Here is a 19,619-nt window from a genome sequence, read left to right on the forward strand (position 1 = left end):
GTAATAATATCTATTTTGTTTATTTTAGACCTATATCTTACTTCTTTCATTAACCTATTAACTCTTTAACCTCATCAAAATTTAAACCTCCATAATTTCCTGAACTCATTAATAATAAGGCAGAATTTTCTAAATTAAGATTAAATAAATAATCTTTAAAATCTTTTGGATTGGTATAAATGATTAAATCTTCTCTATTAAATGCTTTTGCAATTTGCTCGTACGTAACTTCTTCGAGTTGTTTTATTTTTACTGCATCTGGCGAATAGAAAACAACGGCAACATCGGCATATTCTAATGCGCCTTCATATTCTTTAAGAAACTCAGCATTCAAACTACTATAAGTATGAAGCTCTAAACAAGCGACAACATTTCTGTTAGGATATTGTTCTTTTACAGCTTTGGTTGTGGCGGCAACTTTACTTGGTGAATGCGCAAAATCTTTATACGCTACTTTTGTTTTGCTTTCAGCAATTTTTTCTAATCTTTTTGATGCTCCTTTGAAACTAGCAATGGCTTCGTAAAAATCGGCTTCATCGACACCCATGTTTTGGCAAATCCATTTGGCTCCAGCCAGATTATTAAGATTATGTGCTCCAAAAACTTCGATTGGCATATCTCCTTCTGGTGTTTCTAGCAAAGTTATTCCGTCATTTACCGAATATTTTGGCGTGTGATAAGGAATTCGTCTGATAGGATTTGTCGAAGCTTCGGCAACTCTTTTTACTTCCGAATCGTCTTCGTTGTAAACTAGAATTCCGCCATTGGTAATTTTTTGAATAAAAATTTCGAATTGCTCTACATAATTTTCATACGTTGGAAAAACATTTATATGATCCCAAGCAATACCCGAAATTAACGCGATATTAGGTTGGTACAAATGGAATTTTGGCTTTCTGTCGATAGGTGAAGACAAATATTCGTCGCCTTCTAAAACCATAAAATCATTTTCTTCTGTAAGATGTACCATCGTATCAAAACCTTCTAATTGTGCACCAACCATATAATCGACTTCGATATTATGATAATGCATCACATGTAAAATCATAGACGTAATGGTTGTTTTTCCGTGAGAACCACCAATAACTACTCGTGTTTTATTTTTAGATTGTTCATATAAAAATTCTGGATACGAATATATTTTTAGCCCTAATTCTTGTGCTTTTAGCAATTCTGGATTATCTGCTTTTGCATGCATTCCAAGAATTACAGACTCGATATCCGACACGATTTTTTCAGGAAACCATCCAAGTTCTAAAGGCATAAGTCCTTTTTTTTCTAAACGAGATTTTGATGGCTCGAAAATAGCATCATCACTTCCTGTAACTTGATATCCTTTATTATGTAATGCCAATGCTAAATTGTGCATCGCGCTCCCGCCAATGGCGATAAAATGTGTACGCATTTTTATTGATTTATTAATTAGTTTAATCGGAGTAACGATTAAACCATTTTATCGAATTCTTCTTTTAATTTTTGAGCTTTTTGTTTGTCTTTCAATTTATTCAAATATAAATCATATAATTTATTGAACGTAGTTTTTGAATTACCAATTTCTCTGGCTTTCTTATAATTTTTTTCTGCATCTTGATATCTTTTAAAATAAACATCTATATAACCTTTTGCGAGATAACCATCTACTTTTGAAATAGAAATTAGTTCATTGGCGTATTTCTGAGCTTTTGTTTCGCTCCCACCAATAATTCCTGGCAATTCGACATAAAAAATCACCAATGCCCAACGCGTTTCTATATGTTTTGAATCAAGTTTTGCAGCGGTTAAAAAGGCATTTTCAATATCATCAATCATTCCTACTGCTTTAAATTTATTGATAGATTTAGCTTTCAATCCTAATGCACCACCAAATTTATACCAATAATTAGCATTTTTAGGAAAAGTAGTTTTCAGTTTACTATAATAATAAATCGCATTGTTCCATTTTTGTTCATATCCAGAAATATCACCTAAATATTCAATAGTTTTTGAATTAGTTGGATTTTCTTTCAAATCGTTTTGAAACAATGGCTCTGCTAAAGCATATTTTCCTTGTTCGAAAAGGTTTTTGGCTTTTTCGAATGATGTTTGCGACCAAACAAGCATTGGGAACAACAGAAAAACAATTATTATTTGTTTCATTTTTCAAAAGTAAGGAAATACTATCAATAAAAAAACCGCTCCAAGAATGGAACGGTTCAATTTTATTTATTTTGCTTGTTGATTACTTAACCAAAGTCATTTCATCAACAATATGTTTTGCTCCTGAGAAATTCTCGATTACCCAAAGTACATAACGAATATCTACGTTGATAGTTCTTTGTAATTTAGAATCAAAAATAACATCACCTGCCATAGCTTCAATATTTCCGTCGAAAGCAAGACCAATTAATTCTCCTTTTCCGTTAAGAACCGGTGAGCCTGAGTTACCTCCTGTAATATCATTATCTGTTAAGAAATTCACGTGAAGTGAACCATCTTTATCTGCAAAACGACCAAAATCTTTGTTCTTATTCATTTCTAATACACGAACTGGTAAATCAAATTCCTGATCTCCTTTTTTGTATTTTTTTACTTGACCATCAAGAGTCGTATAGTTATTTACTTTAGCATCATTACGTTTGTCAGCTGGTAACGAACGTACTTTTCCGTAAGTTAAACGCAAAGTAGAATTTGCATCTGGATATTTGATAGCACCAATTTTTGATTCTCTTAATCCTTCAACTAATAAACGGAATGAAGATCCATAATCGTTTTGCGCTTTTGCAATAGCATCAGATTTTGATGTAAAGTGTGTCAACATATCGTTTGACAATGCATACAAAGGATCATTATCTAACAAACCTTGACTTGGCAATGCTAAGAAAGCATTGATTCTTTCTTTTGAAGTAAAAATACTTAAGTCGAAAGCGGCATTTACATATTTAGTAAAATCATTGTTATTCTCTTTGGCTAATTTATCTACTGCTGGAGCAATAGCGTAACCTGCAGATTTAGTTGCATACAATTTTAATTGCGCAATCATAATATCTTTTTCAGCAGGAACATGCAATTCTTTAAACATTTCTTCTGACATTTCAGAAATTGATGGAGCCAATTGAGCACGTTTTACAGCATCACCTTTAGCATATGCATCCATTTGCTTTCCTAAAGTTCTTCCAATAGTACCGAAAGCAGTAGTTCTGAACAATTGTTGCAAATAGTTATCGTGACGTGCTTTTTCGTTTGTTAAAGCGTAGAATTTATTGATATTTGAAACTACATTTCCGTATTTAGCTTTATTTGCTGGTAAGTTTGCCCATTTGTTAAATTTAGCTTCTTGAGCAGCTTTAGATTTTGCAGTACCAAATTTAGATAACGCATCAATCATTCCTTGACGGTTTTTCCAGTAGTTTGCAGTACCTGCATATTTTGAAGCATATACAAGATTGAGCGCTTCGCTTTGATCCATGTATTTCTTCATATTATCCATTCCAGTTTTTGCGCCTTCAACCCATGCAGGATAAGCAAATTTAACGTTTTGCTCGATTCCTCCAGCTGGCATCCAACGGTTGGTACGGCCTGGATAACCCAAAATCATCGCAAAATCATTTTCTTTTACGCCTCCTAAATTAACAGGCAAATAGTGTTTTGGTTTTAACGGAACATTATTAGCATCATAATCTGCTGGATTTCCGTTAGCATCTCCGTAAATACGAAACATAGAGAAATCGGCAGTGTGGCGTGGCCATTCCCAGTTGTCAGTATCACCACCAAATTTTCCTAAACTTTCAGGAGGAGTTCCTACTAAACGAACATCTTTGTAATCTTGGTAAACGAAATAATAGTATTCATTTCCTTGAAAGAAAGGGCGAACAGAAACTGTATATTTTCCTCCTTCGTTATTTTCTTTTTCGATTAAAGAAATCTCTTTATTGATAGCTGCTTCACGTTCCAATTCTGTCATTGAAGAGTTCACTTTTGCTAAAATACGTTTAGAACAATCGTCCATACGAACGAAGAAACGCACGAATAAACTAGAAGGTTTAATTTCTGCTTTTCTGTTTTCTGCCCAGAACCCATCTTTTAGAAGATTTTTTTCAGCGGTAGAAAGCTCAGCGATTGCATCGTAACCACAGTGGTGATTTGTTAATACTAATCCTTCTTTTGAAATTACTTCGGCAGTACAACCACCATTAAATTGAACGATAGCATCTTTTAAACTATGGTGGTTGATACTGTAAATTTCTTGAGCAGTTAGTTGCAAACCTAATTTTTGCATATCTCTATGATTTAAACGTTCTATGAACATTAGAAACCACATTCCTTCATCTGCTTTAACACTTGTTGGAACAAGCATTATTGAAACAATTAAGGATAAAATTATTTTTTTCATGATTTTATTTTTTAGTGGTGCGAATATAATTTATTTTTAAAAAATTAAAAACAATAGGAGTGCTAATAATAATTTATTAAGATAACTTTAACTTAATATTTAAAAATTAATATGCTGACAATAATTTGATTTTTAAATTTTAAAAACTAAAAACTAAAAACATAATTATAAGATTGTTTTCGTTTGTTAAAGGTGCTGGAAAATTATTTGAACCAAAAGAAGAAAATGCTCCGACAGAAGAAGTAGCACAATCAAAAGCTAGTGCTTTATTAGCTCATGTTCAAGCATTAGGTTTAGCTTTTAAAAATTTAAAAGTTTGAGTGATGGCAATGATTCTGTAGTTTTAAGTGGCGAAGTTAACAAACAAGCAGATTCAGAAAAAGTTGTTTTGGCTATAGAAAATATTGATGGTGTTGAAACTGTTGACAACCAAATAACTGTTGCAGCTCCTAGCCAGAAGTTTCATATAACGTTTTTTATCAGACGATTAGCTGCCTAAAATCACTAAAACATATAATGGTGACGCTACTAAATTTGATGTTAATTTCGAATCCATCAAACCGATGTTGCATGATCCAGACGAGATTTATCAGGGGTCAGGTTTTAAGAATTCCTAAATTTGTAACAATTAGCTTTTAATTATAGCAAAAAGGGCTTCAAATGAAATTGAAGCCCTTTTTGTTGATCAGGTTTTTTCTAAACCTCTACATTTAACATTGCCCATAATTTATCCTTTAATTCTACCAGCCCTTGTTGTGCAACTGATGATATAAATAAATACGGAATTCCGTCAAAATCTTTATCCAATTGTTTTTTCATTTCTTCTTGTAATTCTGCATCGAGCATATCACATTTAGAAACAACAATTAGCCTGTCTTTGTCTAGCATTTCTGGGTTATAACGACGCAATTCATCTAGCAGAATATCATACTCTTTTTTAATATCATCGGCATCAGCTGGAACGAGGAATAATAATGTCGAGTTACGCTCTATGTGACGCAAAAAATAATGACCTAATCCTTTTCCTTCGGCAGCGCCTTCTATAATTCCAGGAATATCTGCTATCACAAATGATTGATAATCACGATAAGATACGATACCTAGATTTGGTTTTAATGTTGTAAATGGATAATCGGCAATTTTTGGTTTTGCAGAGGTTAGCACAGACAATAATGTTGATTTTCCTGCATTAGGAAACCCAACTAAACCAACATCAGCAAGCACTTTTAATTCTAATACAATGTCAGCTTCTTGGGCTGGTAATCCTGGTTGAGAATATCTTGGTGTTTGATTCGTTGAACTACGAAAATGCCAGTTTCCTAAACCTCCTTTTCCGCCTTCGGCGATGATTCTTTTTTCTCCGTGTTCAGTGATTTCGAAAAGAATTTCGTTGGTTTCTTTGTCACGAACTACAGTTCCTAATGGCACTTCGATATACTTATCTTCGCCATCGCTTCCTGTACTTCGTGAACTTCCTCCATCGCCACCGTGGCCTGCTTTTACGTGTCTTGCAAATTTAAGGTGAAACAAAGTCCATAGCCCTTTTTCTCCAACTAGATATACGTGTCCTCCACGACCTCCGTCTCCTCCGTCTGGCCCACCTTTTTCGATAAATTTTTCTCTATGTAAGTGTGTAGATCCTTTCCCTCCTTTTCCAGAAGAAACATATATTTTTGTGTAGTCTACGAAATTTCCCTCAGTCATTTTATTTTAGATTTCAGATTTTAGCCTTTTAATTTTAGATTATTAAAATTTTGACTAAAAACTATTTTTCAAGCATGCGAATAATTAGCTTTTTAACCCCGATTAGAGCGGAAATCCTTTGCATTTTTTCTTTAGAAAAGCAAAGATTAAAGCTGAAAGCGGGAATATGGTTTACTAAAAAAGCCTTAACTATTCGTTCTTGATGATTATTATTATTTTTTTTCTGTTAATGAACTAACTAAAACTTTGTCGATTTTTACGCCGTCCATATCAATTACTTCGAGTTGCATTTTGTTCCAGATGAGTTTTTCTCCTACTTTCGGAATGTACGATAACTCAGTCATTATGAGACCACTTACTGTTGTCACGTCATAATCGTTTATGAGATCGTCCATATCGAAATAAGTCAAGAAATCGTGTAGTGAGTAATGTCCGTCTACGAGCCAAGTTCCATCTTCACGGGCATTTAGCTGAAATTCTTCCTCGTAAAAATCGGCAGCATCTCCTACTAATGCTTCCAGAATATCGTTTAGAGTGATTATTCCTTGTATCATTCCGTGCTCATCGGTCACTAAGGCATAATGCACTTTAGATTTTTTGAATATTTCTAGTGCTTTGTATGCTGATGTGTGTTCGATAAAATAGACTGGCTCTTTTGTAATGGCTCGCAAATCAAAATTTCCTTTTTCGAAGCTGGCAAACAAATCTTTTAGAAACACAATCCCCACAACCTCATCGAGGTTGTCCTCGCAAACTGGGTAAACAGAATGCAATTCGTTAAGCATTTTTGCTTTTAATGAGGTAATATCATCGTCTTCAATTGATAGGTAAACTAATGAATTTCTGTGCGTCATTAGCGAATTTACTTTTCTGTCTCCAATATGAAAAACGCGCTCTACGATGTCTTGTTCTATTTCTTGAACTTCTCCGCCTTCGGTTCCTTCTTTGATAATCGCTTTTATTTCTTCTTCGGTTACTTTTCCGTCGGCCGTTGGTTTTATTTTGAGAATATCTAAAATAAAATCGGTTGTGGTAGTTAGCAACCAGATAAACGGCGCGGTTATTACTGAAACAATTTTCATAGGAACTGCAACTGCTTTTGCAATGGCTTCTGGGTGATTCAACCCGATTCTTTTAGGCAATAATTCACCTAAAACTAAGGAGAAAAACGTTAGAATAACCACTACAATTCCTACTGATAAATTATGCGAATAGGGCTGCAAAACTGTAAATCCTTCTAGAAACAATCTAACATCGGTTGTTATTTTATCGCCAGAATATATACCGGTAAGAATTCCTATCAAGGTAATTCCTATTTGTACTGTCGACAGAAATTTATTTGGCGAATTGGCTAAATCTAAAGCTGTTTTTGCACTGGTATTTCCTTTTTTTGCCGCCGATTCTAGTCGGTTTTTACGAGCGGAAATCAATGCTATTTCTGACATTGAGAACACTCCGTTTAAAAGAATTAAAAAGAAAATGATAAGTATTTCCACTTTTTGTTGATTTGGTTATTCGTTTATTTATCTATTCGGGATAACGAAACCGTTTTTGTTATTGTTTTTTTCTTATTTGCTAAATTACAAATTATCAATGACTTTACTAAGTCGTTCGGTAATTTCTTGAATTGTCCCAATCCCATTTACAGCGTGAAACTTGTCTTGATTTTTATAATAATTCATCAATGGTGCTGTTTTCTCGTTGTATTCTTGGTAACGATTTCTTATTTTCTCTTCGTCTTGATCATCAATTCTTCCAGAGGTTTTGCCTCTTTCCAATAAACGTTGGACTAATATTTCATCATCAGCCTCTAATGCAATTGTAGCCGTAATACCTTGTTTTTTTGATGATAAAAACGCATCTAAAGCGCTTGCTTGTGCTAATGTTCTTGGAAATCCATCAAATAAAAATCCTTTAGAATGTTGGTTTTTATCTACCTCAGATTCTAACATTTTGATAGTCACCTCATCTGGAACTAAATCACCTTTATCCATAAAGGTTTTAGCTAATTTCCCTAATTCAGTTTCGTTTTTTATATTAAATCTAAAAATATCTCCTGTAGAAAGATGTGTTAGACTGTATTTTTCTTTTAAAAATTCTGCCTGAGTACCTTTTCCAGCTCCTGGCTTACCGAACAAAACAATGTTAATCATTTTAAAAAATTATGTAGTTATGTTGTATTTATTTAATCCTTTAATTGATATACTTCTGGCAAATTTCTGCCCAACCCATCGTAATCTAATCCGAAGCCTACGATGAACTTATTGGGAATTCTAATACCTATATAATCTAGTTTAATATCTTTTTTGTACGCTTCTGGCTTAAAAAAAAGTGTTGCGATTTTGAAATGTTTTACACCTTTATTTTTGAATAAAATTTTCAACTCTTCAACCGTATTTCCAGTGTCTACAATATCTTCGATAACAATTACTGTCCTTCCAGACAAATCTTGATTGATCCCAATAAGTTGTTTTACTTCGTTTGTTGAAGCTGTTCCTTCATAAGAAGCCATCTTAATAAAACTTACTTCGCAAGGTGATTTGTAATGTTTCATAAAATCTGAAACCACCATAAATGCACCGTTTAAGACACCTACAAAAACTGGAGTTTCGTCAGCAAAATCAGCTTCTACTTGAGCGGCTATAGTTGCAATTGCAAAATCTATTTCTTGTGCCGAAATAAAAGGAACAAAATGTTTGTCGTGTAATTTGATTTCCATAGTTATTTTTATAGAATAATTCGCAAAGATAACAAATTAGTGTTCATTTAGAAGATTTTATTTATTTTTGAAGTATGAATTTAGAATTACTTCAAAGAATAGAAAATAGCTCTGCTCACAGAAAAAGTCGAGAAGACAACGCACAATATATTTTAAATAATCCCGAGCTATTTTCGGAGTTACTAAAATTAGCTTTTAACACGAGTAATAAAAACCATTATAAATCCTGCTGGATTTTAGAATTGGTATTAGAAGAAAAAATTCATTTATTAAATCCTTTTCTAGATGTGTATTGCAATAAAATTTCGAAATACACTAATGAAAGTGCGCTACGTTCAATTTCTAAAATTTGTATGTTTCTTGCCAAATACATGATATTAACTAAAGAACAAGAACAAAAAATCATTGAATCTTCTTTTGATTGGCTCATTCTTGAAAATGTAAAAGTAGCAACCAAGGCATACTCTATTAGAGCATTATTTCAATTAGGCAGAAATAATAAGTGGGTTTATCTTGAATTGAAACGGATTCTTTCTGAGGATTACACAAAATATTCCGCTGCTTACAAAGCCGTTGCGAGGGAAATTTTAAAGAAATTAGAATAGATTTTTCTCTATTAAACCTTTATAAAGTATCTTTGCTCACTCGAGGCAGAATGCCGAACAGACGAAGTAAACACAACTACAATGAATTATTTTTCTTCCGATTTTAAACTAGGAATTCTTGGTGGCGGACAATTAGGCAAAATGTTATTGTCCGAAACCAGAAAATTCGACATTCAAACATATGTTCTCGACCCAAGTGATGAAGCGCCTTGCAAAATCGCTTGCAATCAATTTTTTCAAGGAAGTTTAATGGATTTTGAAACCGTTTACAATTTTGGAAAACAAGTCGATATTTTAACTTTCGAAATAGAACTCGTCAATCTCGAAGCTTTAGAAAGATTAGAAAACGAAGGCAAAAAAGTATTTCCATCGCCAAAAACTTTAAAACTGATTCAAAACAAAGGAATTCAGAAAGAATTTTATATTCAAAATAATATTCCAACTGCTCCTTTTCAAAAATTTGAAAGTCTAGAAAATCTAAAATCTAAAATCCAAAATCTAAAATTACCATTTATCTGGAAATGCACCGAATTTGGTTATGACGGCACGGGTGTAAAAGTCGTAAGAGCAATCGAAGACTTAGATAATTTACCCAATGTAGAATGCATTGCCGAAGAAATGATTGCTTTCAAAAACGAATTGGCAGTAATTATTGTCCGAAATGTTTCGGGTGAAGTAAAAACCTATCCTGTTGTCGAAATGGAATTTCATCCAGAAGCGAATCAGGTTGAATATGTAATTTGTCCAGCAAGGATAGATTCTAAAGTTGCACAAAAAGCACAAGAAATTGCACTACAAGTTTCCGGAAAATTCAATCATATTGGCTTATTGGCTGTAGAAATGTTTCAAACACAAGATGATGATATTATAGTAAACGAAGTGGCGCCAAGACCACACAACTCAGGACACCATACAATAGAAGCAAGTTATACCTCGCAATTCGAAAATCATTTGCGCGCTATTTTAAATCTTCCTTTAGGAAATTGTGATAGCAAAGTTGCTGGAATTATGGTAAATTTGGTTGGTGCAGAAAATTTTTCTGGGCCAGTAGTTTACGAAAATATAGAAAAAATAATGGCAATTGACGGAGTAACGCCTCACATTTACGGTAAAAAAGAAACGCGTCCGTTTAGAAAAATGGGACATGTTACTATTGTAAATGAAGATATGACCGAAGCTAGAAAAATTGCCGAAGAGGTAAAGAATAGTATTAGAGTGATTGCATAATTATTTTAAATTTCAAATTCACAGATTTTGATTAAATTTGTAAAAATTCAATAAATGAAAATTTCAAAATTACATATAGACCAGTTTAGACATTTAGAAAATCTAGATTTTGATTTTACCTATCCAGAGGATTTCCATATTGAAGAAAAACGAGGAAAACCTTTAGATAAAATATGTTTTATTGGACAAAGTGCTACTGGAAAAACAGGATTATTAGAGTTAATCAAAAATCAAAATTTTGAATTGCAAAATATAATTTTTAATAGTAATGGTTTTTCTCGTACAGGTGATATTGAAAAACTATTTGGTGAAATTTCTTTTGAATTTGAAAATAAAAACATCTTATTATCCTCTAGTTCTCTCAAAGTAAATAGTATTGAACTTGTTGAATTTAATGGTTCTGGAGAGTTTGATCATTTACTAACTGAAAAAGAAAAAAAATCAGTCTACTATTTTAAAGCAAATTTAATATCCGACAAAAGCATTGATGTTTTCACAAAGAATCCCATTGATTTATTTGAAAAATATCCTAGATTAAATGATAATTTAACTTTAAATAATTTTTATCCAAATGACAAAATCATCATTTTTGGTGATGATATTAATATCGACTTATGGCTATTCTTATTAAATGACATTCTAGTGTATAGAAAAAAATTTAATCAAAAAATGTCTGAATTAATCCACAAAGGTTTATTAGGAAATCCAAAGAAATTAAGTTTAGAATTTGAAAAATGGCAAAAAGAAAATCCTAATAAATTAGAATTATTTGCAGAAAAATTTAATCCGTTACTAGAAAAGTTAAATTTAGAAGTTGATGTTATTGATACTGAATATTCAATCCCAATAAGAAACAAAATAAATGATTTAATAGTCCCTATCCAAAATACCAGTACAGGAACAAAAGGATTATTGTTGTCGTTTTTACCTTTATTCAAATTAGACACCAAAGATTCAATCATCTTAATAGACGAACCCGAACGTTCCTTATATCCAGATATGCAAATGGATTTGATGGAATATTATCAAAACCTAGCTCCAGAAGCTCAATATATTATTGCAACACATTCTCCATTTATTGCAGCTTCTTTTGAACCTGAAGAACGTTTTATTCTTTATTTTGATAAAGAAGGAAAAGTGGCTGTAAGAAGAGGGAGTTCTCCAATTGGAGATGACCCGAATGATCTGTTAAAAAATGATTTTGGTGTAAACTATTATAATAAATTTGGAAAAGAAGCATATAAAAAATACTTAAAATTAAAAGAAGATTTATCAAAAGAAAAAAATCCTACAAAAAAGAAAGAGTTATTATTAGAGACTGTAAAATTAGGAGATACTTATAATTTTTAAATATGAGAAGGATAGTTAAAGATGATAATTCAGAAATTATTACTCAAAATTTAAAATACATAAAAAATAATTCCACTAATAATCAAAACATTTCAAGAATACTTTTCAAAGAACAAAAAGGCTTTTGTGCTTATACAGAAGAGTATATAGGAAGAGCCGATGCAAAAGATATTGAGCATTTCAATCCTCATTTAAAAGGAACCAATACAGATGGATATTCAAACTGGTTTTTAGTAAAACATCAATGGAATAGTGAGAAATCTTCAAAATGGAATAAATATCAGCCTATTCTTTGTCCTACTGATGAGAATTTCAATACTAAAATTATATATGACAACGGAGATTATAGAGTTGCCAACTCCGATGATTTAGAATCTTCAAATTTAGTAAAATTGATAAAACTTGATGATATTATTTTAGCTGACGAAAGAAAAAAAGATATTAGAAGAAAAAAAGATGAAATTGAAAAATTTGGTCAATCGGCTAACGATTTTTTTGAAATTTTAATAGAATCAGATATAAAACAAATCTCTTATTTAAGAGCAATCCAAGAAGAATTCGGAATTGATATTTGGAATATGATTCCTTAAACCTCAATAAACATAAAAACCATATGGGCAAAGTAGCAATAATAATGGGAAGTATTTCCGACATGCCAGTAATGCAAGAAGCCATCGACATCCTAAAATCATTTAACATCGAAACCGAAGTCGATATTGTTTCGGCACACAGAACGCCCGAAAAACTGTTTGATTTTAGCAAAAATGCCCACAACCGTGGTATTTCTGTTATTATTGCCGGAGCTGGTGGCGCGGCACATTTGCCAGGAATGGTTGCTTCTATGTCACCACTTCCAGTAATTGGTGTTCCTGTAAAATCGAGTAATTCTATCGATGGTTGGGATTCGGTTCTGTCCATTTTGCAAATGCCAGGTGGCGTTCCCGTTGCGACTGTCGCTCTAAACGGGGCTAAAAATGCTGGAATTCTAGCGGCTCAAATTATTGGTTCTTCCGACAAATGTGTTCTTGACAAAATTATTTTTTACAAAGAAAGCTTGAAGGATGCTGTTAATAAATCTTCGGAAAGTTTAAAAAAATAAAAATATTACACAGAGGTACACGAAGTAACCACGAAGATACGCCAAGAATCTTTTTTGACTTGCTTTATTATAACTTTGTGAATCTCTGTGCTATCATAGTGAATCTTGGCGAAATAACTTTTAAATTACAAAATGAGCATCTTAACTTCAACATTCAACACAAAATACGATACTGCGCCATTTTCTCAAATAAAATTGGAAGATTATAAACCAGCATTTATCGAAAATATAGCAGCTGCAAAAGCAGAAATCGACACCCTAATAAACAATCCAGAAACGCCAACTTTCGAAAACACAATCGAAGCGTTGGATTTTTCAGGAAACGCTTTAGACAGACTATCGTCAATTTTTTTTAACCTAAATTCAGCAGAAACGAGTGACGAAATGCAAAAAATCGCACAAGAAGTAACGCCTTTGTTAACCGATTTTAGCAACGACATAACTTTAAATGAAGATTTATTTAAAAGAATAAAAAACGTTTACGAACAAAAAGATGATTTAAATTTATCTACAGAACAAGCGACTTTATTAGACAAAAAATTCAAAAGTTTTTCTAGAAATGGTGCTTTACTATCGGAAGAAAAAAAATCAAAACTTCGTGAAATTGACACAGAACTCGCAAAATTAAAACTGACTTACAGTGAAAACGTTTTGGCAGAAACCAATAATTATCAATTGCATATTACCAACGAATCTGATTTGAAAGGTTTGCCAGAAGGAACAATTGAAGCTGCTAAAGCTTTGGCAAAAGCAAAAAATTTAGAAGGCTATATTTTTACTTTAGACATGCCTAGTTATTTGCCTTTTGTAACTTATGCTGAAAATCGTGAGTTGCGAAAAGAAATTTCTATTGCAGCAGGAAAAAAAGCTTTCCAAAATAACGAATTTGACAATCAGAAAATCACGCTTAAAATTGCCAAATTGCGTTTCGAAAGAGCCAATTTATTAGGTTACGAAACGCATTCACATTTTGTTTTAGAAGAAAGAATGGCTCAAAATCCAGAGAAAGTAAAATCGTTCCTGAATGATTTATTAATTAAAGCAAAACCCGCTGCCAAACGTGAATTTGCAGAATTAACCACTTTTGCCAAAGAACTAGACGGAATTGAACAACTAGAAAAATGGGATAGTTCTTATTATTCTGAAAAATTGAAACAAAAGTTATTCAATTTAGATGACGAAAAACTAAAACCTTATTTTCAGCTAGAAAGCGTTTTAAAAGGCGCTTTTACCATTGCAGAAAAATTATACGGATTAACATTTACCGAAGTTTTTGATATTGATAAATACCACTCCGATGTTACAACTTATGAAGTTAAAGACGAATTCGGCGAACTAGTTGCTGTTTTTTACGCCGATTTTTTTCCAAGAAAAGGAAAACGAAATGGTGCTTGGATGACCAGTTTTAAATCACAATATATTAAGGACGGAAAAAATGAACGACCACATATTTCTAACGTTTGTAATTTTACACCGCCAACAAACAGCAAACCATCTTTATTAACTTTCAATGAAGTAACCACATTATTTCACGAATTCGGTCACGGATTACACGGAATGTTAGCCAATACCGTTTACCCAAGTTTATCTGGGACATCGGTTTATTGGGATTTTGTAGAATTACCAAGCCAGGTGATGGAAAACTGGTGTTACGAGCCTGAAGCATTAGCCTTATTTGCGAAACATTATGAAACTGGCGAAATTATTCCACAGGAATATGTTGAAAAAATTAAGGAAAGTGCGAGTTTTCAAGAAGGAATGGCAACACTTAGACAAATAAGTTTTGGTTTGCTTGACATGGCTTTTCATAGTAATAATCCGAATGCAATTACAGATATTAAAGCATTCGAAAAAGCAACTTTTGAAGGAACAACTTTATATCCAGATGTTGCCGAAAATTGCATGTCGGTTTCATTTTCTCATATTTTTGCTGGCGGATATTCTTCTGGATATTACAGTTACAAATGGGCAGAAGTTCTCGATGCAGATGCTTTTGCGTTTTTCCAAGAGAAAGGAATTTTCAATAAAGAAGTCGCAACAAAATTCAAAGATAACGTACTTTCTAAAGGCGGAACCGAATTACCTATGGAATTGTACAAACGTTTTCGTGGTCAAGAACCAAAACCTGATGCTTTATTAAAACGTGCTGGATTGATCTAAATTATGACAACCATAAACCTAATCACAAACATCAACGCACCAATTCAGAAAGTTTTTGACATCAATAGAAATATAGATGTTCATCAACAATCTGCAAGTAAAACCAATGAAATTGCTATTGCTGGCATAACTTACGGATTAATAAACCTTAATGAAACTGTAACTTGGCGTGGCAAACATTTCGGAATTTATCTTACACATAAAAGTAGAATAACCGCAATGAATTTCTATGATTATTTTGTTGACGAAATGGAAGAAGGTAAATTTAAATCTTTCAGACATGAACATTTTTTCGAAGAAAAAGACGGAATTACCACCATGACCGATAAGTTGTGTTACGAAACTCCGTTTGGGATTTTTGGTCAATTATTTGATTATTTATTCTTAAAAAAATATTTAACAAATTTTTTATTGGAACGAAATCGAGTTTTAAAAGAATTATCTGAGAATTAAAATTTCTTTATTCATAATTATTTATTTAATAAAACAAGTGAACTCCACAAAATTATCGGAATACTTTCTACCCAAAATGAAGTATAATATTTGGGACGTTTCTCGTTTGCAAAAAACATAAAAATTGTAATAACAAAGGCTATAATCGATTGTAAAGACAATGAGAAAAAATGATTACTGAGATTGTCAATACCGTCAACATTAAAAATCTCCAAGCAACAAAAAATCAGCAATAGAATATATCCTAAATATTTAGTTCGCTTCACTCCTATTTGTTGCGGAACGGTTTTCAAATGAGGATCATCGTATTGCAAGTCTATAATTTCGAAAATTAAAACCAAGACAAAAACTAAAATAAATCGCTGTATGCATTTGAGATAAAAATCGGAAGTAATAGAAATATCCGCATTTAAAATAGGCAGTACAACCGTTACACCAACCCAACTTAAAGCAACCATATAAATCTTTACGCCAGCCCAGTTTCTGGCATTTTTTCTGTTTGGAAAAAAAGGAAGTGTATATAATAATGTCAATCCTAAAAAAACAACTGCAACAATTTGTGTTTGTATTTGCAATTGAAAAAAACAAATACCAACAGCAATTAACGATACAAAACTTAAAAAAGCGATTGCTTTTAATTCATTTCGCATTTGAATTTTTTTTGTTCTAGCCAAAGCTTCATATTTTACAAAATTATAACCTACAATTGTTCCGAAAAAAGCAAAATAAACCATTGCATCGTCATGGGAAATGTTGAACATATATTGTGTTATTCTCACCAACGCATAAACTGACAAAGCCACGTGAATACTGCTATTTATATAAAAATCGAATATTTTTTTAAAAATCTTCATTCAACAAAATTAGTCAAACTGTTAATAAGATTTCTATTTAGTTGAAAAATCAATAAAAATTGAACTTTAAAACAGCATTTATTAGCAGATTAATATTTATTTTTGCAATCAAAATTACACAACACATTTCTAACTATATGAAAACAGATGCATTTGCTTTAAGACACATTGGAACTGGTGAAAACGACCTAAGTCACATGTTAAAAACTATTGGAGTTGAATCAATAGATCAATTGCTTTACGAAACATTTCCTGATGGAATTCGTTTGAAAAATGAATTGAATTTAGAGGAACCTATGTCGGAATACGAATATTTAAATCATATTCAAGAATTAGGTAAAAAAAATAAAGTTTTCAAATCATATATTGGTTTAGGTTATAATCCAGCCATTGTTCCAGCAGTTATTCAGAGAAATATTTTTGAAAATCCGGGTTGGTACACGGCTTATACACCTTATCAAGCTGAAATCGCTCAAGGTCGTTTAGAAGCAATTTTAAATTACCAAACTACAGTTATAGAATTAACTGGAATGGAAATTGCAAACGCTTCTTTGTTAGACGAAGCTACTGCAGCCGCGGAAGCCATGGCATTATTATTTGATGTTCGTTCTCGCGACCAGAAAAAAAACAACATAAATAAATTTTTCGTTTCTGAGGAAATTTTACCACAAACACTTTCTGTATTACAAACACGCTCAACACCAATTGGAGTTGAATTAGTAATTGGAAACCACCAAACATTCGATTTTTCTTCAGAATTTTTCGGAGCTATGTTACAATATCCAGGAAAATATGGACAAGTTCATGATTATGCTGGATTTATTGCAAAAGCAAAAGCAAACGAAATTAAAGTTGGGGTTGCTGCCGATATTTTATCGTTAGTAAAATTAACCTCTCCAGGGGAAATGGGTGCCGATGTAGTTGTTGGAACTTCACAACGTTTTGGTATTCCGATGGGTTACGGCGGACCTCATGCTGCATTCTTCGCAACAAAAGACGAATACAAACGTTCTATGCCTGGAAGAATTATTGGCGTTTCGATCGATGTAAACGGAAACCGTGCTTTACGTATGGCATTAGGTACTCGTGAACAACATATCAAACGTGAAAAAGCGACTTCAAATATTTGTACAGCTCAGGTTTTATTAGCCGTTATGGCTGGAATGTACGCAGTATATCACGGACCAAAAGGTTTACAATATATTGCAAATAAAGTACACGCTTCAGCAAATACAACTGCTGAAGAATTAAATAAATTAGGTGTTTACCAAACAAATACATCTTTCTTCGATACGATTCTTGTAAAAGCGGATGCTGCTAAAGTAAAAGCTATAGCCGAAAGAAATGAAGTGAATTTCTATTATGTAGATTCAGAAACTATTTCAATTTCTTTTAACGAAACGACTTCAATTACAGATATCAATCAAATTATTGGAATTTTTGCAGAAGCAACTGGAAAAGAATTTACACCTGTAAAAATCCTTTTACCCTCAGGAAGAATTGCAGAAAGATTAGAAAGAACATCAACTTTCTTACAACATGATGTTTTCAACAATCATCATTCTGAGAGTCAATTGATGCGTTATATCAAAAAATTAGAACGCAAAGATTTATCATTAAATCATTCGATGATTTCTTTAGGTTCTTGTACAATGAAATTAAATGCAGCTGCTGAAATGTTGCCTTTATCTATGGCTAGCTGGAATAATATGCACCCGTTTGCTCCAATTGAACAAGCAGAAGGTTATATTACCATGCTTAAAAAACTAGAACAACAATTAAATGTAGTAACTGGTTTTACAGGTACAACTTTACAACCGAATTCTGGCGCACAAGGCGAATATGCAGGTTTAATGGCCATTCGTGCTTACCATGCATCTCGCGGAGATCAACACAGAACGGTTTGTTTAATTCCTTCATCTGCTCACGGAACTAATCCGGCATCAGCAGCAATGGCTGGAATGGAGATTATTGTAACAAAAACAACTCCAGAAGGAAATATCGATGTAGAAGATTTAAGAGCTAGAGCAATTGAATTTAAAGATAGATTATCTGCCTTAATGGTCACTTATCCTTCAACTCATGGTGTTTTTGAAAGTTCAATTATCGAAATTACAGACATTATTCACGAAAACGGTGGTTTAGTATATATGGATGGTGCGAATATGAACGCGCAAGTTGGATTAACCAATCCGGCTACAATTGGTGCAGATGTTTGTCACTTAAACTTACACAAAACGTTTGCTATTCCTCATGGTGGTGGTGGACCAGGTGTTGGACCAATTTGTGTGAACGATAAATTAGTTCCATTTTTACCAACAAATCCTGTAATTAAAGTTGGTGGTGACCAAGCCATTACGGCAATTTCCGCTGCTCCTTATGGCTCGGCTTTAGTTTGTTTAATTTCTTACGGTTACATTTGTATGTTAGGTGCAGAAGGATTAACAAATTCTACTAAACACGCTATTTTAAATGCAAATTATATGAAAGCGCGTTTAGAAGCTCATTATCCAGTTTTATATTCTGGAGAAATGGGACGTGCGGCTCACGAAATGATATTAGATTGTCGTTCTTTTGAAGACAATGGAATTAAAGTAACTGATATTGCAAAACGACTAATGGATTATGGTTTCCATGCGCCAACGGTTTCTTTCCCTGTTGCTGGAACATTAATGATTGAGCCAACAGAATCAGAAGATTTACCAGAATTAGATCGTTTTTGTGATGCGATGATTTCAATTCGTAAAGAAATTGCCACTTCAACTAAAGATGATACTCAAAATATTTTAAAAAATGCTCCGCATACTTTAGCGATGGTTACTGCTAACGAATGGGTTTATCCTTATACTCGTGAAAATGCAGCTTATCCTTTAGATTATATTGCAGAAAACAAATTCTGGCCAACAGTTCGTCGTGTTGATGAAGCTTATGGCGATAGAAATTTAGTTTGTAGTTGTGCGCCCATAGAAGCGTATATGTAAAACCTAAAATAGTCATAAAGTTGAAAAGTCGAATGTCATAAAGTCCTAAAAAACACTTTGACATTCGACTTTTGACTTTAAGACATTATGACTAAATA

The 19,619-nt window shown here is 32.7% G+C and carries 18 protein-coding genes; 10 read left to right on the forward strand and 8 right to left on the reverse strand.

The genetic code is table 11. From position 1 onward, the window contains the following. Nucleotides 1-49: 49 nt before the first annotated feature. The 3 genes from murC to ACH2BP_RS08695 all read right to left on the reverse strand — a co-directional run bounded on the left by murC (nt 50) and on the right by ACH2BP_RS08695 (nt 4,369). Nucleotides 50-1,405 (reverse strand): UDP-N-acetylmuramate--L-alanine ligase, encoded by a 1,356-nt coding sequence (murC, locus tag ACH2BP_RS08685; protein WP_395058974.1) that lies wholly within the window; start codon nt 1,403-1,405, stop codon nt 50-52. Nucleotides 1,406-1,443: 38 nt separating this feature from the next. After that, nucleotides 1,444-2,136: a tetratricopeptide repeat protein gene (locus ACH2BP_RS08690; RefSeq protein WP_395058976.1), complete on the reverse strand. Its 693-nt coding sequence runs from the start codon at nt 2,134-2,136 to the stop codon at nt 1,444-1,446. 82 nt (nt 2,137-2,218) lie between these two features. After that, on the reverse strand, nt 2,219-4,369 hold the full coding sequence (locus ACH2BP_RS08695; RefSeq protein ID WP_395058978.1) for a S46 family peptidase: 2,151 nt from the start codon (nt 4,367-4,369) through the stop codon (nt 2,219-2,221). Nucleotides 4,370-4,542: 173 nt separating this feature from the next. Here ACH2BP_RS08695 and ACH2BP_RS08700 point away from each other — a divergent pair, with 173 nt between their 5' ends. Further along, nucleotides 4,543-4,689 (forward strand): hypothetical protein, encoded by a 147-nt coding sequence (locus tag ACH2BP_RS08700; protein WP_395058980.1) that lies wholly within the window; start codon nt 4,543-4,545, stop codon nt 4,687-4,689. Continuing rightward, nucleotides 4,686-4,868, forward strand: a complete 183-nt coding sequence (locus ACH2BP_RS08705) for a BON domain-containing protein (protein WP_395058982.1) — start codon at nt 4,686-4,688, stop codon at nt 4,866-4,868. The genes ACH2BP_RS08700 and ACH2BP_RS08705 overlap by 4 nt, the downstream gene beginning before the upstream one ends. Before the next feature lie 197 nt (nt 4,869-5,065). On the opposite strand, the gene obgE is transcribed toward ACH2BP_RS08705, so the two are convergent. From obgE to hpt, 4 genes are all read right to left on the reverse strand, one after another. After that, complete coding sequence (obgE, locus tag ACH2BP_RS08710) at nt 5,066-6,073, reverse strand: GTPase ObgE (RefSeq protein WP_395058984.1); 1,008 nt, start codon at nt 6,071-6,073, stop codon at nt 5,066-5,068. 212 nt (nt 6,074-6,285) lie between these two features. Further along, nucleotides 6,286-7,518 (reverse strand): hemolysin family protein, encoded by a 1,233-nt coding sequence (locus ACH2BP_RS08715; protein WP_395058986.1) that lies wholly within the window; start codon nt 7,516-7,518, stop codon nt 6,286-6,288. 135 nt (nt 7,519-7,653) lie between these two features. Further along, on the reverse strand, nt 7,654-8,226 hold the full coding sequence (locus ACH2BP_RS08720; RefSeq protein ID WP_395058988.1) for an adenylate kinase: 573 nt from the start codon (nt 8,224-8,226) through the stop codon (nt 7,654-7,656). A 32-nt stretch (nt 8,227-8,258) separates the two neighbouring features. Next, nucleotides 8,259-8,792: a hypoxanthine phosphoribosyltransferase gene (gene hpt, locus ACH2BP_RS08725; protein ID WP_395058990.1), complete on the reverse strand. Its 534-nt coding sequence runs from the start codon at nt 8,790-8,792 to the stop codon at nt 8,259-8,261. A 74-nt stretch (nt 8,793-8,866) separates the two neighbouring features. Here hpt and ACH2BP_RS08730 point away from each other — a divergent pair, with 74 nt between their 5' ends. The 7 genes from ACH2BP_RS08730 to ACH2BP_RS08760 all read left to right on the forward strand — a co-directional run bounded on the left by ACH2BP_RS08730 (nt 8,867) and on the right by ACH2BP_RS08760 (nt 15,686). Next, on the forward strand, nt 8,867-9,397 hold the full coding sequence (locus ACH2BP_RS08730) for a hypothetical protein (RefSeq protein ID WP_395058992.1): 531 nt from the start codon (nt 8,867-8,869) through the stop codon (nt 9,395-9,397). 81 nt (nt 9,398-9,478) lie between these two features. Further along, nucleotides 9,479-10,624, forward strand: a complete 1,146-nt coding sequence (locus ACH2BP_RS08735) for a 5-(carboxyamino)imidazole ribonucleotide synthase (RefSeq protein ID WP_395058994.1) — start codon at nt 9,479-9,481, stop codon at nt 10,622-10,624. Nucleotides 10,625-10,678: 54 nt separating this feature from the next. Next, nucleotides 10,679-11,974, forward strand: a complete 1,296-nt coding sequence (locus ACH2BP_RS08740) for an AAA family ATPase (protein ID WP_395058996.1) — start codon at nt 10,679-10,681, stop codon at nt 11,972-11,974. Nucleotides 11,975-11,976: 2 nt separating this feature from the next. After that, the gene (locus ACH2BP_RS08745) at nt 11,977-12,564 is read left to right on the forward strand and encodes a hypothetical protein (protein ID WP_395058998.1); all 588 of its coding nucleotides are present in this window, start codon (nt 11,977-11,979) and stop codon (nt 12,562-12,564) included. A gap of 23 nt (nt 12,565-12,587) precedes the next feature. Continuing rightward, nucleotides 12,588-13,073 (forward strand): 5-(carboxyamino)imidazole ribonucleotide mutase, encoded by a 486-nt coding sequence (gene purE / locus ACH2BP_RS08750; RefSeq protein ID WP_395059002.1) that lies wholly within the window; start codon nt 12,588-12,590, stop codon nt 13,071-13,073. Nucleotides 13,074-13,205: 132 nt separating this feature from the next. After that, nucleotides 13,206-15,233: a M3 family metallopeptidase gene (locus ACH2BP_RS08755; protein ID WP_395059004.1), complete on the forward strand. Its 2,028-nt coding sequence runs from the start codon at nt 13,206-13,208 to the stop codon at nt 15,231-15,233. Nucleotides 15,234-15,236: 3 nt separating this feature from the next. Then, nucleotides 15,237-15,686: a cell division protein gene (locus ACH2BP_RS08760; RefSeq protein ID WP_395059006.1), complete on the forward strand. Its 450-nt coding sequence runs from the start codon at nt 15,237-15,239 to the stop codon at nt 15,684-15,686. Nucleotides 15,687-15,703: 17 nt separating this feature from the next. Here ACH2BP_RS08760 and ACH2BP_RS08765 read toward each other — a convergent pair whose 3' ends face one another. Then, on the reverse strand, nt 15,704-16,540 hold the full coding sequence (locus ACH2BP_RS08765; protein ID WP_395059008.1) for a hypothetical protein: 837 nt from the start codon (nt 16,538-16,540) through the stop codon (nt 15,704-15,706). 137 nt (nt 16,541-16,677) lie between these two features. On the opposite strand from ACH2BP_RS08765, the gene gcvP reads away from it, so the two are divergent. After that, nucleotides 16,678-19,521, forward strand: a complete 2,844-nt coding sequence (gene gcvP / locus ACH2BP_RS08770; RefSeq protein ID WP_395059010.1) for an aminomethyl-transferring glycine dehydrogenase — start codon at nt 16,678-16,680, stop codon at nt 19,519-19,521. Nucleotides 19,522-19,619 lie beyond the last annotated feature (98 nt).

The sequence above is a fragment of the Flavobacterium sp. genome, assembly GCF_043756175.1.
Taxonomy (GTDB): Bacteria; Bacteroidota; Bacteroidia; order Flavobacteriales; family Flavobacteriaceae; genus Flavobacterium.

Excerpts from the sequence above, each read along its gene's own strand:
- murC (WP_395058974.1), bottom strand. The coding sequence starts at position 1,405 with ATGCGTACACATTTTATCGCCATTGGCGGGAGCGCGATGCACAATTTA.
- ACH2BP_RS08690 (WP_395058976.1), bottom strand. The coding sequence starts at position 2,136 with ATGAAACAAATAATAATTGTTTTTCTGTTGTTCCCAATGCTTGTTTGG.
- ACH2BP_RS08695 (WP_395058978.1), bottom strand. The coding sequence starts at position 4,369 with ATGAAAAAAATAATTTTATCCTTAATTGTTTCAATAATGCTTGTTCCA.
- obgE (WP_395058984.1), bottom strand. The coding sequence starts at position 6,073 with ATGACTGAGGGAAATTTCGTAGACTACACAAAAATATATGTTTCTTCT.
- ACH2BP_RS08715 (WP_395058986.1), bottom strand. The coding sequence starts at position 7,518 with ATGTCAGAAATAGCATTGATTTCCGCTCGTAAAAACCGACTAGAATCG.
- ACH2BP_RS08720 (WP_395058988.1), bottom strand. The coding sequence starts at position 8,226 with ATGATTAACATTGTTTTGTTCGGTAAGCCAGGAGCTGGAAAAGGTACT.
- hpt (WP_395058990.1), bottom strand. The coding sequence starts at position 8,792 with ATGGAAATCAAATTACACGACAAACATTTTGTTCCTTTTATTTCGGCA.
- ACH2BP_RS08730 (WP_395058992.1), top strand. The coding sequence starts at position 8,867 with ATGAATTTAGAATTACTTCAAAGAATAGAAAATAGCTCTGCTCACAGA.
- ACH2BP_RS08735 (WP_395058994.1), top strand. The coding sequence starts at position 9,479 with ATGAATTATTTTTCTTCCGATTTTAAACTAGGAATTCTTGGTGGCGGA.
- ACH2BP_RS08740 (WP_395058996.1), top strand. The coding sequence starts at position 10,679 with ATGAAAATTTCAAAATTACATATAGACCAGTTTAGACATTTAGAAAAT.
- ACH2BP_RS08745 (WP_395058998.1), top strand. The coding sequence starts at position 11,977 with ATGAGAAGGATAGTTAAAGATGATAATTCAGAAATTATTACTCAAAAT.
- purE (WP_395059002.1), top strand. The coding sequence starts at position 12,588 with ATGGGCAAAGTAGCAATAATAATGGGAAGTATTTCCGACATGCCAGTA.
- ACH2BP_RS08755 (WP_395059004.1), top strand. The coding sequence starts at position 13,206 with ATGAGCATCTTAACTTCAACATTCAACACAAAATACGATACTGCGCCA.
- ACH2BP_RS08760 (WP_395059006.1), top strand. The coding sequence starts at position 15,237 with ATGACAACCATAAACCTAATCACAAACATCAACGCACCAATTCAGAAA.
- ACH2BP_RS08765 (WP_395059008.1), bottom strand. The coding sequence starts at position 16,540 with ATGAAGATTTTTAAAAAAATATTCGATTTTTATATAAATAGCAGTATT.
- gcvP (WP_395059010.1), top strand. The coding sequence starts at position 16,678 with ATGAAAACAGATGCATTTGCTTTAAGACACATTGGAACTGGTGAAAAC.